The organism is Rummeliibacillus sp. TYF-LIM-RU47 (assembly GCF_008638315.1).
Taxonomy (GTDB): domain Bacteria; phylum Bacillota; class Bacilli; order Bacillales_A; family Planococcaceae; genus Rummeliibacillus; species Rummeliibacillus stabekisii.
The window spans coordinates 1,830,953-1,846,619 of sequence record NZ_VVIR01000001.1; the positions used below are offsets into that span (position 1 = coordinate 1,830,953).

At 32.2% G+C, this 15,667-nt stretch carries 20 protein-coding genes and 1 pseudogene; 11 read left to right on the plus strand and 10 right to left on the minus strand.

The window, feature by feature from the left end:
- Positions 1 to 38: 38 nt before the first annotated feature.
- Positions 39 to 581: an SMI1/KNR4 family protein gene (locus tag F0527_RS09245; RefSeq protein WP_150284614.1), complete on the minus strand. Its 543-nt coding sequence runs from the start codon at positions 579 to 581 to the stop codon at positions 39 to 41.
- Between the two features lie 557 nt (positions 582 to 1,138).
- Here F0527_RS09245 and F0527_RS09250 point away from each other — a divergent pair.
- Together F0527_RS09250 and F0527_RS09255 are read left to right on the plus strand one after the other, a co-directional pair.
- A pseudogene (locus F0527_RS09250) lies at positions 1,139 to 2,515 on the plus strand (spore germination protein); the annotation flags it as partial.
- A complete protein-coding gene (locus tag F0527_RS09255; RefSeq protein WP_150284616.1) occupies positions 2,512 to 3,540 on the plus strand; it encodes a GerAB/ArcD/ProY family transporter in 1,029 nt (342 codons plus the stop codon). The pseudogene F0527_RS09250 and the gene F0527_RS09255, both read left to right, overlap by 4 nt.
- A gap of 551 nt (positions 3,541 to 4,091) precedes the next feature.
- Here the strand turns inward: F0527_RS09255 and F0527_RS09260 are convergent.
- Positions 4,092 to 4,445 carry a YunG family protein gene (locus F0527_RS09260; protein WP_150284617.1) on the minus strand — a complete coding sequence of 118 codons (354 nt, stop codon included), beginning with the start codon at positions 4,443 to 4,445 and terminating at the stop codon, positions 4,092 to 4,094.
- A gap of 195 nt (positions 4,446 to 4,640) precedes the next feature.
- Here F0527_RS09260 and F0527_RS09265 point away from each other — a divergent pair, with 195 nt between their 5' ends.
- A complete protein-coding gene (locus F0527_RS09265; RefSeq protein WP_147196828.1) occupies positions 4,641 to 5,171 on the plus strand; it encodes a GNAT family N-acetyltransferase in 531 nt (176 codons plus the stop codon).
- A gap of 286 nt (positions 5,172 to 5,457) precedes the next feature.
- On the opposite strand, the gene F0527_RS09270 is transcribed toward F0527_RS09265, so the two are convergent.
- Entirely contained in the window at positions 5,458 to 5,661 is a 204-nt protein-coding gene (locus F0527_RS09270; protein WP_150284618.1) for an SMI1/KNR4 family protein, read from the minus strand.
- A 240-nt stretch (positions 5,662 to 5,901) separates the two neighbouring features.
- Here F0527_RS09270 and F0527_RS17070 point away from each other — a divergent pair, with 240 nt between their 5' ends.
- Both F0527_RS17070 and F0527_RS09275 read left to right on the plus strand, forming a co-directional pair.
- Positions 5,902 to 6,045, plus strand: coding sequence for a hypothetical protein (locus F0527_RS17070; protein ID WP_190323430.1), 144 nt, complete (start codon positions 5,902 to 5,904; stop codon positions 6,043 to 6,045).
- Positions 6,046 to 6,267: 222 nt separating this feature from the next.
- Positions 6,268 to 6,891 carry a LysE family translocator gene (locus F0527_RS09275; RefSeq protein WP_150284619.1) on the plus strand — a complete coding sequence of 208 codons (624 nt, stop codon included), beginning with the start codon at positions 6,268 to 6,270 and terminating at the stop codon, positions 6,889 to 6,891.
- 139 nt (positions 6,892 to 7,030) lie between these two features.
- On the opposite strand, the gene F0527_RS09280 is transcribed toward F0527_RS09275, so the two are convergent.
- Together F0527_RS09280 and F0527_RS09285 are read right to left on the minus strand one after the other, a co-directional pair.
- On the minus strand, positions 7,031 to 7,510 hold the full coding sequence (locus F0527_RS09280; RefSeq protein ID WP_150284620.1) for a DinB family protein: 480 nt from the start codon (positions 7,508 to 7,510) through the stop codon (positions 7,031 to 7,033).
- A gap of 82 nt (positions 7,511 to 7,592) precedes the next feature.
- Positions 7,593 to 8,291 carry a CPBP family intramembrane glutamic endopeptidase gene (locus F0527_RS09285; protein ID WP_150284621.1) on the minus strand — a complete coding sequence of 233 codons (699 nt, stop codon included), beginning with the start codon at positions 8,289 to 8,291 and terminating at the stop codon, positions 7,593 to 7,595.
- 568 nt (positions 8,292 to 8,859) lie between these two features.
- On the opposite strand from F0527_RS09285, the gene F0527_RS09290 reads away from it, so the two are divergent.
- Complete coding sequence (locus tag F0527_RS09290; RefSeq protein WP_150284622.1) at positions 8,860 to 9,849, plus strand: zinc-dependent alcohol dehydrogenase family protein; 990 nt, start codon at positions 8,860 to 8,862, stop codon at positions 9,847 to 9,849.
- A gap of 33 nt (positions 9,850 to 9,882) precedes the next feature.
- On the plus strand, positions 9,883 to 10,062 hold the full coding sequence (locus F0527_RS09295; protein WP_150284623.1) for a hypothetical protein: 180 nt from the start codon (positions 9,883 to 9,885) through the stop codon (positions 10,060 to 10,062).
- A 152-nt stretch (positions 10,063 to 10,214) separates the two neighbouring features.
- Here the strand turns inward: F0527_RS09295 and F0527_RS09300 are convergent, their stop codons facing one another.
- The 3 genes from F0527_RS09300 to F0527_RS09310 form a co-directional block, all read right to left on the minus strand.
- On the minus strand, positions 10,215 to 10,775 hold the full coding sequence (locus F0527_RS09300; RefSeq protein WP_150284624.1) for a DinB family protein: 561 nt from the start codon (positions 10,773 to 10,775) through the stop codon (positions 10,215 to 10,217).
- Positions 10,776 to 10,840: 65 nt separating this feature from the next.
- Positions 10,841 to 11,425, minus strand: a complete 585-nt coding sequence (locus tag F0527_RS09305) for a GNAT family N-acetyltransferase (protein WP_150284625.1) — start codon at positions 11,423 to 11,425, stop codon at positions 10,841 to 10,843.
- A 65-nt stretch (positions 11,426 to 11,490) separates the two neighbouring features.
- Entirely contained in the window at positions 11,491 to 11,880 is a 390-nt protein-coding gene (locus F0527_RS09310; RefSeq protein WP_223823547.1) for a VOC family protein, read from the minus strand.
- Between the two features lie 305 nt (positions 11,881 to 12,185).
- On the opposite strand from F0527_RS09310, the gene F0527_RS09315 reads away from it, so the two are divergent.
- Both F0527_RS09315 and F0527_RS09320 read left to right on the plus strand, forming a co-directional pair.
- Entirely contained in the window at positions 12,186 to 12,485 is a 300-nt protein-coding gene (locus F0527_RS09315) for a hypothetical protein (protein ID WP_150284626.1), read from the plus strand.
- A gap of 159 nt (positions 12,486 to 12,644) precedes the next feature.
- Positions 12,645 to 13,139 carry a GNAT family N-acetyltransferase gene (locus tag F0527_RS09320; protein WP_150284627.1) on the plus strand — a complete coding sequence of 165 codons (495 nt, stop codon included), beginning with the start codon at positions 12,645 to 12,647 and terminating at the stop codon, positions 13,137 to 13,139.
- A 57-nt stretch (positions 13,140 to 13,196) separates the two neighbouring features.
- On the opposite strand, the gene F0527_RS09325 is transcribed toward F0527_RS09320, so the two are convergent.
- Positions 13,197 to 14,057 carry a glycoside hydrolase family 25 protein gene (locus F0527_RS09325; RefSeq protein WP_150284628.1) on the minus strand — a complete coding sequence of 287 codons (861 nt, stop codon included), beginning with the start codon at positions 14,055 to 14,057 and terminating at the stop codon, positions 13,197 to 13,199.
- A gap of 465 nt (positions 14,058 to 14,522) precedes the next feature.
- Between F0527_RS09325 and F0527_RS17235 the strand changes: the two genes are divergently transcribed.
- Entirely contained in the window at positions 14,523 to 14,666 is a 144-nt protein-coding gene (locus F0527_RS17235) for a VOC family protein (RefSeq protein WP_223823548.1), read from the plus strand.
- The gene (locus F0527_RS17240; protein WP_223823549.1) at positions 14,667 to 14,828 is read left to right on the plus strand and encodes a hypothetical protein; all 162 of its coding nucleotides are present in this window, start codon (positions 14,667 to 14,669) and stop codon (positions 14,826 to 14,828) included.
- Positions 14,829 to 14,939: 111 nt separating this feature from the next.
- Here the strand turns inward: F0527_RS17240 and F0527_RS09335 are convergent, their stop codons facing one another.
- Positions 14,940 to 15,449 (minus strand): GNAT family N-acetyltransferase, encoded by a 510-nt coding sequence (locus F0527_RS09335; RefSeq protein ID WP_150284629.1) that lies wholly within the window; start codon positions 15,447 to 15,449, stop codon positions 14,940 to 14,942.
- Between the last annotated feature and the right edge of the window lie 218 nt (positions 15,450 to 15,667).

Consider the following 15,667-nt stretch of genomic DNA (forward strand, 5'->3'; position numbering starts at 1 on the left):
ACAAGAGCAAAACCAGGTTTATTGCTTAAATAGAAAGATTAATATTCTGGAAGGTTTGCATCTTCCCAGAAGAATTCACCTGTTTTATCTATAATGTTTTCCACAAAAGATACAAGTGACTCGTTTGTTTCTTCTGGGGATATATGATTCACGTATATAGCACCCTTTGATGATTCTTTTGTAACCTTGTCATTATCAATCATGATATATCCAATGTCTGAAAATTCACCTATTGGGTAATTTTTTGTTAATTCAAGAACAAATTCTTTGCAATCTTCTTGAACAATCAAAAAATTTTCTCGCATCTCATTTAAGCTAAAGAATTTAAATTCAGCAAGATAGCTTTTAAAAAGTGTCATTCCATCATGATATAAAAGGAAATCTTTGTAATCCTGTGGAATAGTTATCCCCAACTCTTTTTCAAGTGAAGAAATTTCTTCTATATTTGAAGGTGGGTTAAAAATGCATTTTTCACGTATTATAGTACCATCACGTCCAACTAAACCTTCTGGGTCTAATCGAGTAAGATTTTCATCTAATTGATTTTTAAGATTCTCTAATACCTTTTTTACTTCTGACATATTTACCTCCACAATTCGTTTTTAATAATCATTAAACCATGAGGTGATTTTTTTATGTTTTTCTCGAGGAACTGCCATATAATTTGCTAGTTTCGAGCTACCTCCATATGCTACAGGTTTTATTTGATGTAAGTCAATTTTATCTCCTGACCAATCAGGACCTAATTGATACATTATATCTGATGTAACACTGCGCGGTTCTTTTTATATTCTTGCAAGCAAGTTAACTGCCCATTCTTCCATTGCTAGTCCCCCCTTACTAAAGCAATAAAAAAGGAACACCAAATAAACGCAGTAAGTGCGTAAATTCGATGCTCTGGGTTGTTCGATAAGCCATTTATTAAACTAAGTATATTTAGCATGTTTGTGTTTTTTTGTATATAAAAACCCAATACTTTTTCTATAGCTTTTATTTGTTTGAAACAGTATAAGTTATCACATAATGAAAAATAAGATTTGTAATAGAAAGTAATGGTCTTTTTGTATTCAAAAGCAAAAGACTAAGAGGAGGAAGTTATGCTCCAACTAGAATCGATGATTAAAAATTAAAAGCCACTTTTTATAATTCAGTTGATTTTGTAGCAAGAGAAATCTCGTTCCCAAAAGATCAATATGCCATTCTTTGCTACTATAGTTCAATGGTCAATGTAAAAGATGTACAAGATATAGTGAATACGTTGAAAGTGCAAACAACATTTAATGAAAAAGACTGGGATGCGACAACAGTCACTCATCAAGAAAGTTATAACCTCGAAAAGTTAGTAGAATATGTTTGTCAAGGATACGCGGTGCTACTTTTATTGAGATCTCAAGAAATGGTATGTTTCACAATGCCAAATCTACCTCATAGATCTCCAGATGAGCCGATAAACGAAGCTATCCTACGAGGTGCTCATGAAGGTTTTGTTGAAGATCAGGACACAAATTTGGCGCTAATTAGAAAAAGAATGCGTGTGCCTGATTTAATCGTAAAAAAAGTGACTGTTGGAATAGATAACAAAGCAGATATTTATTATATGTATTTAGCCCGTTTTGCTAACCAAGACAATCTCTCTGCTTTAGAACGAAAGTTAGAAGGAATAAAAGAACAAGCGGATGGTTTATATACATCTGGCCAGTTGAATGATTTCATTGAGGATTCTCCCTATTCACCTTTCCCTCAAATTATGAATACAGAAAGACCAGACCGAGTATTTGCTAATCTCTCTGAAGGAAAAATTGTTATAATGACCGATTATTCGCCTACTGCATATATTGCACCTGTCACATTATTTTCATTTTACCAATCGCCTGATGATTTTAATAGCCGTGTTATTGTAGGGTCCTTTTATCGAATGGTTCGAATCGCTAGTTTCCTTACAGCTGTTTATCTACCTGCCTTGTATATTGCTATAGTCAGTTATCATTATGAAATTCTCCCTATCGAATTAAGCAAGAAACTCAAAATAAATATAAGTGAAATTCCTTTTAAGCCAATAGTTGAAGCATTAATTGTTGAAATGATCATTGAGTTAATTCGAGAGGCTAGTATACGGTTACCAAAATCTTTGGTTCAAACCATAGGTATTGTCGGTGGATTAGTGGTTGGAGATGTCATAATCAACGCTGGATTAGTTTCCAACATGGTAGTAATAGTTGTAGCATTGACTGCGATATCTAGCTATGTCGTACCATCGGTAGAGTTAAATACCTCTGTGCGAGTGTTGCGTTTCCCATTTATGTTCGCAGCTGCGCTCTTTGGTTTCTTCGGCATAATGGCTGGCTTCCTAATTCTTACGATACATTTATGTAATTTAAGCTCTTTAAAATCACCATATTTTTCGCCAATTGTGCCTTTTGAGCCTAAGAAAATTCCACAAATTATATACCGCAAAAAGCATTCAAGATCAACTTCACAACCAAGCAGTTTTGATCCGAAAGGAAAGAAAACATGAATTTTACTATTACAAAAGTTCAGCTGTTTCTCATGCTCTTTTTTAGAACAACAGGTATTATATTTATTGCATATCCAGAAATACTTATTAATGCTAGCGGTCGTGATAGTTGGATAATGTTCTTAATCACTGCAGTAATAATTTTTTTTCAGTTATGCCTATATGAAAAATTCTACAAATACTTTGAACCTGGGAAACTAACACGGTGGATTTTTATTTTATTTTGGATATTTTTACTGATCTTCTCTTTCATTTATATGCAATATACCTTGAATATATGGGTAGAACAGAAAACACCTAATTCGATTACATTAGTAATAATGTTGTTTATTTCTTATTACATCAGCGTCAGTAGACCCTCAACTGTTGTAAACATGCCCGTTTTTTTAATACCTTTTGTCTTTATATTTGTATTTTTTTTATCTTATACTTTACCACAATTATCTTTTTCTCAAATATTCCCTATTGGAACAAGTACTGGTCACCAATGGATAAAGGGGACCCTTTTTGGCTTATCTTCATTTACAGGTTTAGAGAGTTATTTAATATTACGAAAATTTGTATTGACCGAAGATAAGGTGCGTTTTAAAGATATCTTAATTTACCAACTTATTATTACACTATTTGTTACTTTTATAATTCTTATTGTAGAAATGTACTTCGCCAAAGCATCCTTGCCATATATTACTGAGCCAGTATTATACATTTTAAAATCAACTGAAGTTACTTTTGTCAAAAGACTAGATGTTTTCTTTCTATATATGTGGCTCGCCTGGAGCATTATTTCATGCAGCCTAATTATTTTAAGTATTCGAATAACATATTTTCGAAAAGAGCGGAAGCACCCAAAATTGGCGATGGCTTTATTGCATATTATTCTTTTTTTCGGAAGCATAGGCTTTATAAATATCCGTGTTGTAGAATTTCTTAGAGATCATTTCCAGTATTTATATATTCCGGTCACTGTATTATTACCATTATTTATTATCTGGAACAATAAAAGAAGAGATAAATATGTAAAATAATTCTTTTTCCTTGTTAGTTTCTTATTGTTTAGCAGTTGTTGGCTACTTTAAATGTGATAATCGTACGTCGTATAAGTATTAAATAAATATAAAAAGGGAGTTACTGAATATCTGCACATACTTAATTTCCGAATGCCTCGGCTCACCATTATCCAAAACTAAATGCAGATAATCATTAATTTATTATTGAATACCACAGGCTATAATTGAGTAACGATCTTCGAATGTATAATACTTAACTATACAAAAAACGCGCGATTCCAATGTCTTTGATATAGAGTAAGGCGTACTTTTATTCATGGTATACCTTTTATTAACATTTGCTGTTGTCGTTTTATATTCCATATTTAGTAGGCGTTTTATAAGTGCGATATTAGAATTATGAAGAAGCTTCATTGCAGGAAAAAGTACAACTTGGATAACCTCGATCTAAGCTATGGAAAAATGGTATGGACCAGAACCAAAATAAAATAAAAAAAAGCGGCTATTCTCCTTTTTTTAGTAACATGAGAGGCCGTCTATTTATTTATGATAATATCTTGATATTTATTTTATTTACTTAAATTAAGGAAAACCTGATGTTTTAAATACTTATACTGTTTTTCATTGGTATCATTATAGGCTTCTTCTCTATTTGAAGGAGTATCCATATACAGGATATCTTCTTTAAATTGAGTATCAGTAAAATCATATCGCTTTCTATTAATAATGTTATAAAAATGCCATCCACCAGGCAATTTAGTTTTATTTATTTCTCCGCCTAATATGTCATTTACTACTAATGCCGTTACGCCGCATTGTCCCATTGCGGCATTTTCTTTACTCCATTTTGAACTGGATTCTAAAGACCAGGATTTAAACAAAACCTCCAATATTTCTTTAGTATTATATGTTTTATTCTTCATATAGAATTCCCACCCTTTTATTCTTTTACTAATTATAATTGCTAGAACTCTAAATTTCTTGGTGATTTTATCAACATACTTGTGTCAATATATGTGAACTATTACAATAAAATTGATATTACAAAGAAGGGACTGAACTATGCGCAGATATCAATATCTTTTCCCCATAATAAAATAAAATCGGAGGTAAAAATATTGATTAAAGAACTATACACAGAAAGATTATTTTTAAGGAAAATGACAACTTCAGATTCAGAAAGCTTATTTAAAATTTGGTCAGATCCAGAAGTGACGAAGTTTATGAATATCAATAGTTTCAATAATATAAGCCAAGCGAAAGAAATGATTAATTTACTTGATAAGCTATCTCAAGAAAAGAGAGCTATTCGTTATTCAATAATTGAATTGGAATCAAATCAAATTATCGGTTCATGTGGTTATAATTCTATTGATTTTGAAAACGCAAAAGTAGAAATCGGTTACGATATTAGTAAAGCATATTGGGGCAAAGGGTACGCACCTGAAGCCATTTCTTCTTTAATAGAGTACGCATTTAATTCATTAAATATAAACAGGATAGAAGCAAAGGTAGAACCAGAAAATATTAACTCTATAAAAGTCTTACGAAAATTGAACTTTACATTTGAAGGAACAATGAGAAAGTGTGAAAAATCAAATGGGAAATTTATTGATTTAAGCCTATATTCAAAATTAGTTACAGATTAACTTTTTCAAGCCTACATAGATTGAACTGTAGGCTTTTAACATGCACTCATAAGGCTTTTCGGAATACAAAGAGCCAGAACCTTTTGAAGACGATAATGAATATGAGGATGTCGATGAAGACTTCAACCGGGCGGGTTATCACCATCATAATTACGATAATCTAAAGCTACCCAAGAGTGACCATCAGCGCCTAATAGGATTAGTCCTTTCGGTAGTTCCCATTCTTCAAGTAAATACTTATTTTCACCAATTCCATCATCTATAGCAATTCCATTTAAAGTCTGTATTAAAGCTCACCTTCAGGTACTTTTCTGGAATGAAGTTCATTAAAAGCTAAAGTTCCACTGTTTTTATTTCTTATTAATTCTACATATGTAGATGGCAGCTTTACACCTAATGTTGATTCTATTTCCTTCAAAATAGCATCATTAAATGGTTCTAATTCTTCAATATCGATTTCCTCATCTTTTTCCCATATATAATTAAACATACTAGCCCACCACTTATTATAAAATAATACTCTTCATAAAAATATTACCATAGTATTCCACAAAATTTACATATAATGTTTATACAACATCTATTCGAACTAACCTATGCGCATGACTTTTCTTTAATCGAGTCAGCTCGCCCAAAAAACATCCGCTTGCTAAAGGGGAATCTTGCCATTAATGAACAGTAATAATGATGAGATACAAAACTAATACTACCTATAAAAAGGAGACTTAAAATGAATTTTGGGGATATTGGATTTATTTTAGCAATGGCGATGCTTGTTGGGCTTGCCTTGGCACTAATCGGTATAGTTGCTATTATTTATTGGTTATTTGCAAGGCCTGAGAAGAAAAAAAAGCATAGTGAAACATCGAAATAATTTCAACCAAAAAGTCCAGTTAACATATACTGTTCTCTGGTCTTTTTAATCCATTTTTATTTACTTTTTCCATTTAAAATCTTCCTACTAGTTTTTCATACTAAAATTACACCATTCTTAAAATAACATGTCATTAATCTTGTCTTATTTTTCCCTAGACTGGTTGAAATAAGAATATAAATACGTTAGTATAAACTATTACTTTTCAAGGGGAGATCAAGTATGAACGACTTTCTCGGATATTTACTACTAACGATCTTTATTGTTATGTCTCCAGGTGTAGACTTTGCATTAATCACAAAAAGAACAATTAGTACCGGAAAGAATGATGGACTAAAGATGGCTCTTGGTTTAACGAGTGGTTCAATAATCCATACCTTGGCTGCGGCTTTTGGACTTTCTGTTATTTTAATGAAATCAGCAATTACATTCGAGATTATTAAATTTCTAGGGGCTTTTTATTTGATTTACCTAGGTGCTTCATCATTTATTAAAAAGAAAAAAGGAAAAGGTTCCGAAAGTGTAACGAATGTGATTCCTCAAAAAAAATCTGCTTTTAAACAAGGTTTAATCTCTAATACATTAAACCCTAAGGTTGCTATTTTCTTTTTAACATTCTTACCTCAATTTGTAACACCAGGTCTCAATACAAGCCTCCAATTTATAATTATGGGCTGTGGTTATGCACTTTTATCAATCCTATGGTTTACTGCAATAGTTTTCTTATTAGGTTATATAAGGCAATGGCTCATGTCTACTAAAGTTCAAAGTACGATTGATAAAATAACAGGTATCGTTTTAATCGGATTCGGTGCAAAGTTGCTATTTACTCGTCCAAATCATTAGAAGCACTTCAAGTTTAATAATTGTTGATTAAGGACAATGATATTTAACGGATGCTACTAAAAATAATAAGCGAAAGAAAAACTTCGCTCCTCCCCAAATATGGGAAGGAGCTTTAATTATGAAATAATACCTTTAAAGGTTATAAACCTATCCTGCTTTTCTTTCCTATCTCAGCTATTTGCTTCATATGATGTTGATCGTGCCAAATAAAATCTTTTAAGTAGTTTTCGATAACGAAATTATTTCCTTGAGCATCTTTATACTGCCTTGTAAACTTTTCTGCTGGTTGCTCCTGAATAGAGTTTATAATACATTTACGATATTCTTTTGCTAGCTTGGCCAACTCATGATTGGTTTTTGTTTTAGCAAACTCACGTGCCTCTTGATTAAAGAGATCGAAATCTAGGTGTTCAACCGTTACTGGCTTTTCTTCAGCAATTGGTTTAATAGCTTCTTCATAAAAGTATCTATCCCAAAGTAAGATATGGCTAACTACATCACAGACTGCCCATTTACCTTCACCCAGGGGTTTATCCCAGATAGATTCATCAATTTGTTCCACAAAATCAAGCCAGCTACCAAACTCTTTCAATAGTATTTCTATTTCACATTTGCTCATAATTTGCCCCTTTTAAAAGTATTTAAAAATCTTAACAATAATGCTTTTGTTTTTTATCCTTTCAAAAAGCAATAAAAAAGTATTATTCCGATATCGTTAATAAAATGGCTGTTGTATTCATTAGCCCATGAATTATCATTCCTGGAATGACAGAACCTGTTTTTTCATACACCCAAGCGAATACAATACCGTTGATAAAGTTGACAGGCATTGCATTTACAGTTGGAAAATGAGCTACTGTAAATATTAGCGAACTGATCAGGATACCCCAATTCCTTCCTAGTCTTACTCTTAACCATCTGTAAATAAATCCTCGATAAAATATTTCCTCGTATATTGGAGATATCACGCCAGCAGAAATAATACCAATCAGAACAGTGAGCAAATTAATATTTTGCTGCAAGCTCTCTGTCTTACTATTTTCTACACTATTACCTAGAAAACTCGTCAATATCACTACGATTACGCTTGATACAATTGTAATCAGCAACCATATCAGTATCCTCCACCAATATTTGGCCGAGAATTTGCATATCCCTTCCTCTTTCCATGAAAGTCGTTGTGGGCGTAGAGCAATAACATATAATCCAGTTAAAAGTACAATGGCAATCGTCAAACCTGTCAATGTTCCTGAGTATAATGTATTGCTAAACCAAAATTGATAAAGTGATTGAATTCCATATTTATCAACTACTATTACAAATAAAAATTCGAGCAAAAGCAGTAATGTAAATTCCCTCCATGACCAAGTGTCATACTGTTTCCATGGTGAAAGTTTCAAAGTGTAAATTTCTCTCGATAATTATTTAGTCCATCTACTCTTCAGTTTCATTTATAAAGCTTTGTTATAGATTCGACAGAAAGAAATAATTACCTTTATCATTGTATTTATTTTTTTAAACAGAGAGCTTTTATATAGCAATGGGGTGAATCCTACACTATACATAAATACAAAAAATAAAGAAAAAAGCAAAAAGAAAAAGAGCTAAATTAGCTCCTTTAAAAGATAATATTTTCTACTGAATATACTAAGTATAAAAATAGGTAGAAAACATGGACTGTTATGTATTAAAACTTTCAAGTACCTCATAGATTTCTCGTTTTAAATTATTCAAATCTACACTTAGTGCCTGAAATTCCACTTTTAGTTGTTCAATATGATTTTCCATTCGCCCCTCCTGCATCTATAAAAATTATGATTTAAAAAGTACCTAATGGGTATTTACCCAATCCACCAAAAAATAAACGCCACAATCATCATTTTGGAGAATAATTTTTTTATGACAATAGACTATTTTTACAATGATATAATTAAACAAAACTAATTTATCTCAAGGAGACTTATAGTATTGGAAGGTAAATGTATTAAATTCTATAATTTCGGTAGTCCTAAAAATGTATTAAAAGTTGAATCTAAAAATATCGAACCACCAAAAGATCATGAAGTCCTTGTTCGAATGTTAGCCCGGCCTATCAATCCTTCTGATTTAATACCAATTAAAGGGTCATATTCTCACCGTATATCTTTACCTAATATTCCAGGGTATGAAGGAGTTGGCATCGTAGAAGAGGTAGGCTCTTTAGTTTCTACCAATCTTATTGGTAAACGTGTGCTACCTTTACGCGGCGAAGGTACATGGCAAGAATTTGTAAAAACGTCATCGGAATTTGCCGTCCCTATACCTCATTTCATAGATGATTTTACTGCCTCACAAATGTACATTAATCCCATTACTGCATGGTTGGTTTGTACAGAGGCTTTAAAATTAAAACCACATGATGTTTTATTGGTTAATGCTTGTGGTTCAGCAATTGGCCATATTTTTGCTCAATTATCAAAGATATTAGGTTTTCGGTTGATTGCAGTAACTCGAAACAACAAATATACAGATGAGTTACTTCGTCTCGGTGCCTATTATGTAATAGATACTTCTAAGGTTCCCCTATATGGAACAGTTATGGAATTAACAAACGGACTGGGGGCTGACGCTGCTATAGATTCTATAGGAGGTTCATCGGGAAACGACCTAGCATTTAGTGTACGTCCTAATGGAGATTTCATTACCATTGGTCTTTTATCAGGTGAACAGGTAAACTGGGCAGATATTGTGAAAAAAGCAAAAGTGAATGCAAATTTATTTCATTTGAGAAATTGGAATAAAGATGTATCAGTAGATAAGTGGAAAGATACTTTTAAACTTTTAATATCATTAATAGCTGAAAATAAATTGCGTTTGATGGAGGTCGATTCTACATTTGACTTATTAGATGTACAAAAGGCTATTGATATTATTGAGACTACTAAAATATCTAGAGGAAAAGTATTCTTAATAAGCTAAGGATATAGTCCATGAAAAAAGGAGGGGCTTTTAATGGGAATGGGAACAGGTGTGGCAGTGTTCAACTTATTTATTTTTATCCTACCAATCATTTTTTACTTAATACCAGTTGCATTTATTATTTGGTTTTTAGTTAAATTACTTAAAGTTCAACAAGAAAAGAATGAATTATTGCGAGTTATTATTAACAAGATTGATAAGAAAAATGATTAGACAGGTAATCCTGTCTTTTTTATTTTGCTCTCAACTTTCTCCCCTGTAGTGACAACTCTCTTAATATCGTGACTTACTATAGTGAAGGTGGAAATATGTCGTAAACTAGGAACAAAGAGAGCAACTTTAGGCTACTCTCTTTTAATAATAATTCACTGTCTATGCTCTTCTGTTTTTATAGACTGATGTTTAATTAGCATCTGTTGAAGATAATCTTCTGATTTACCTACCGGGATGCTTAGAGTTTTCCAATTTTCACTTTTTATTTGTTTACCAATATAAACAATCTGTCCCACATGATAAGAATAATGAGCCATTTGTCTCTCAATTGCTTCTAACACAGTGTGTTTTTCTCCGCGAATGGTTATATTTTTTAATAAATCTGGGCTCTCTAATTCTTTTAATGTATTTAGTAGGGTATCCCATCCTTTTTCCCAAATTAAGATCATTTCTTGTTTAGATGGCATATCTTCTTTAAATTCTTGATCACGATTTCTGTTAGGTTTTTCACCATCTGACGTTAAAAAATCGGACCATCTAGATATCATATTTCCACTCACATGTTTAACTATTATGGCAATACTATTGGAAGCTTCGTTTACTTTCCAATGAAGGTCTTCTTCTGATAATTGACTTATCGTTTTATCTGCTAAATCTTTTACTCTTTTAAATCTCTCTTTTATAACTTTCAGATATTCATTTCCAATATCCATTCAATCCCTCCTAGCTTTGTATCGCTAAAAATGAGCCAATCAAACTTTCCCCTTAAAAATAAGACTTAAACAGAAGTAGAGTGATTACCTTTTTCCTCTTTTCTTTTAAAATCCTGGTTCAGCAACGAATACATATAAACATCATCGAATTTCCCGCAAGTAAACTCGTAGCCCCTCAGAAGTCCTTCTCTTATAAACCCCTTTCTTTCCAATACTTTTTGAGAAGGTAAATTAAGTGGTTCAATTAATGCTTCTATTCTATGTAAATTTAACTCTTTAAATCCATAACTAATAACTGCCTCTATGGCCTCACTGGCTATTCCTTTTCCCCAGTGTTCTTTACTTAATTCATATCCGATTTCAGCACGGTAATGCTGTGTAGCCCTATTTAGAAAACCGCAACTACCGATTACCTTATCCTGCCCTTTTAACGAAATTCCCCATCTCATTCCTGTTCCCTTTTCAAATATTGACTTATACCACGCAATTTCATCTAATGCATCCTCAACAGAATTAAATGGCTCTAGCCCCATATACTTCATTACTTCCTTATCAGATAAATATATTAGCAGATCATCCGCATCATCCTTGCTAACCTCTCTTAAGATCAATCTATCCGTTTCTATTAATGGAAAATTATTTGTTCTCATCAAATTTGGTCTCCTTTATTATTTTAGTTAAAGAGCCATGTGCAAAAACCATGACTCTTTGATATTTAGTTATTACAAATCATTAATATATTGCCATCTAAATCGCTAAAGTTAAAATAAGCGAAATCACCAATACGCTCAATTTCTTTTGTAATGGTAATCTGTTTGCCCACAATAAAATCGTACGCTTCATTAATATCCGCTACGAAAAAATTAAATAATACATGATCTGAGGGATTTAATTTAAATCCAGGGTCAAAACTATGATCATCCAGTGTAAGTCCAGTCTCTGAAGGAAGAGGAATATTGAATACAGGTGATTCAATACGATCTTCAATAAATGGAATACCAAGTAAGTTACAGTACCATTCTGAAGATTTTTTCAGGTCACTAACATGAATGAAAACATTGTTTATTTTACAGGCAATTGGAGATGCATTTGTATTTATATTCATAACAAAGACCACCTTTTTTAAAATTACTAATAACTTCTATAGAAAACGTTTAAATCCCTTTTTATTTGGTGTTCCTTTAAATAGTGGATAATAAAGGCTTTTATACAAGTTATCTGTATCAATCATATTATCTCTCTTCTAGTATAGGCTTTGAATTTGGACAAATATTTAATTCAAGTGTGTAAGTAGACTCCGAAAAGCTCCCTTTTAGCTCGCCTAAGTTCGAGGCAGATTAATTCTCTAGTATAATCCCCTGCCTAGATGGAAATATTGTAAACAAATATATTTATACAGTGAGGTGCACAATGGAACATTTTCCAACGATACATACAAACTTTTGGGATGCAGTGATTGCAGTCCCTGTTGTTATGATTATTACACAATTTTTAAAAAGATTTTTTCATATAAAGCCTTTCTGGGTTCCAACAGTTGCTCTCGTGCTAGGATTATTTATTTCAGTATTTATTAGTCATAGAGGCGATTTACTTGCTGGCCTATTTATGGGATGGTTTTATGGTTATTCTGCCATCGGAAGTTACGCATCATTAAGAACTTCTTATATAACTTACAAACAGAAAAAAGCAAAGAAAAAAAAGAAGACGTAAACTCGTCTCAAAAAGCTAACTATGCTTTCGCCTAATTAAGTTTCGTCTCATTACTTTAGAGAGATTTGGTTCTTAGAGTTTTATCCATCCTCTATATTTATTGTATATAACCTATTATTAGATTATACTGAAATAACTAAATATTAGGAGGTCGACTGGATGCAAACAGAAACCTTAAAAAATTCAATTGAATTGGTTGAATACAAAAATACATATGAGAAGCAGTTATCAGCTTACCATTTATCAACAGAACAATTGGAATTCACAAGTATGCCATTAGATAAGATTCAAAACCCCCAAGTTTCTAATAGTACTAAACATATATTAATTATGGAGAACCATTTACCTGTTGGTTATTTTGCTTTAGAAGATGGGGCTAAGCTTTTGAAGTACAGCAACAATTCTAATGCCCGTTTACTCACTGCTTTTTCAATTGATTCGAGAAATCAAGGAAAGGGTTTAGCAAAAATGGGGCTCAAGCTATTGCCTGAATTTGTGAAAGAAAATTTACCAGAAATTAATGAAATAGTGCTTGGTGTTAATAAGAAAAACATTCCTGCTTACAACCTTTACTTGAAGACAGGGTTTGAAGATAAGAATGAATTTTATGAAGGCCCTAAAGGTCCGCAGCATATTTTACATTTAAAAGTTTAGTAGCATCTCTAAGAAAGCCCCTAAGAGATTTTGGATCTCAGTCATAGGGGCTAGTAATTATTTCTTTTTATTAAATTTCTTGAATAATACACTGGACAGCATTTCGCGTGTAACGAACTTTTTAGGGTTTTGCCCATCCATAATGCCTTCTTTTTTTGCCCAAGCCCAACCCTCTTTATGAACCTCGCTCACTTTGCTATCTTTTTTCCCTAAAGCCTTTTCTAGTTCTTCAATTCTCTTTTTTAATTCCTCATACTGTGTGATAGTCAACTCTCCTTTCTTAATGTTTTCTGTACCTTCTTCTTTCTTAGGATCATCTCCTATATACCAAGCTAACGTTTTTTTGCCAGCTAATCGATTTAAATCTACTTTTCCACTAACACCTTCTACAGTACCAGTCTCTGTATATTGCCACATATCAAATGGATGACTAGGGGGTGTTACTCCATATCTAGGTATCCAGACAAAATCAAATTTAGTCACATCTAAATGTAGGTCGTCGTATAAATGATTTGCGATATATAAGCCAATCTTTTTCTTGGTCAGAGCACGTAATTGTGCAACGTATGCATTAATAACAGAACGCATACTCTCCCCGCTACCACCAATTGATCCTGAACTTGAAAATGTTTCAACATCTATTACATAAAACTTTGTATTTTTATTAGCACGTTGATAGAAATTCTTAGCTTCTATCCTAGCAGCAGCGGCAGATGAAGCACGATTAAATGCATAAACGCCAAATGGCACCTTATACTTTATAGCTTGTTGTTCATTATAAGTGTGCATTGTATCTTCAACGCTAGATCCATCCTGTGTTCGTATAATTACCATATCGACCGCTTTTGAAAATTTCGACCAATTTATAGTACCTTGATGATGAGAAATATCTACGATTGCACCTGCGATTATAACCACCTCCTCTCATTAAGCTTGTGCATGCAATCTCTTACTTTTATTAACAATATATGTTTTTACTTAAACACCATACAGGACAACTGCAATGTATCATGTATATACAATCATTATCTGCCTTGCTCAATTCAAAATAAAAAGGAGTGCTCCATGCAATCCTTTGAAAATATTTTTACAATTTTGCGGCTTGTAGAATAAGAAATCTGGCTATAGTATAAGTTCAATCTAAAGTTGTATGTCGCATAACTCGATTTTTCTTTATATTAAAAATAAAATTATATAAATGAAGGCGGGGGAATTTAATGATTAAAGGACTGTATGAAGCACATTTACCAGTAAGTAATCTCAAAAAGATCAGTTGAATTTTATCTAAAATTAGATCTAGAGATTGCCTATCAATCAGAAAAAGTCGTATTTTTTTGGATTGATAAAGGAAAAAGCTGGTTAGGTTTATGGGAAACAGAAAAAGTGAGAACTCCTTATCATCCATCGCTAAGACATGTTGCATTTCGAATTGACAGACCAAATATGAATGATATTAAAAATTGGTTAGAAGAAAGAGGCATAGCTATAAAATCAGCTTTTGGTTTTTCTGATGAGGAGCAACCATAAGTGTTAAATAATAATCCACAAGCTCATGCAGCTATATATTTTGAAGACCCAGATGGAAATAGCCTGGAATGTATATCACCTCTTAGATTAAACTTCGAGGAGGCATTTGAACAAATGTCATTAAAAACATGGGAACAAATTAAAGAAAAAGGTTTAAATTAATTTGTGAATAATTAAGTGAAAAACGGATTATAATTGGACTAGACGGTCTGCCAACTGCCTAATTACCTCCATTTACTTACACGTTTGAATTCTTTCAAGCGTGTTTTTTTCTTATTTTTCAAACGAGATTTTATATAAATTAGCAATTTTCCCATTCAATATTATCTCTTTTTCTTTTTTCATGCCATTTTTTAGGGCTACCTTCTCAGAAGCAGCATTCCCTTTCTGAATGAGAGCAATTAATTCGGGGAGTTTCAAGTTTTGTAAACCATAAGTTATCAAAGTTTGAGCAATTTCCGATGCATATCCCTTTCCCCAATAATTTTCTTCAATCCAATAACCCACCTCTACAAATTCCTTTCCTTCAACGATTTGTGGAACGAGTCCTGCGTGACCTATATTTTTATTAGAAGTTTTATCTTTTATGATTTTAAGGCCGTAATTCTCATTCTCCTTATACTGCTCAACAATCCAATTATAAAAATTTATTGTTTGTTCCCTACTACGTACTTTTCCATTTCCAATATATCTGACCATTTTGGGATTACTAAGTAATTTCTCTAAATATCCTATCTCATCTTCTGTATATTTAACTAGAATTGTCCTTTTGCTTTCTAACATGTAACTAATTCTCCTATCTGTTTATTAATAATTTTTAATAATAAAACTTACCTACCTGATATGTATTTTCTTGTTCTTGAAGAATTTGAACTTTTTTCACCATTTTTTAAGCCAAAAGAAGTAATACTAACACAGTTTGACAGTGCATCAGGATCGCAATTTTTTCAAAGTAGTTACCGCTTTCATTAACTTCAAAAGAATTATCAATTTTACTTATG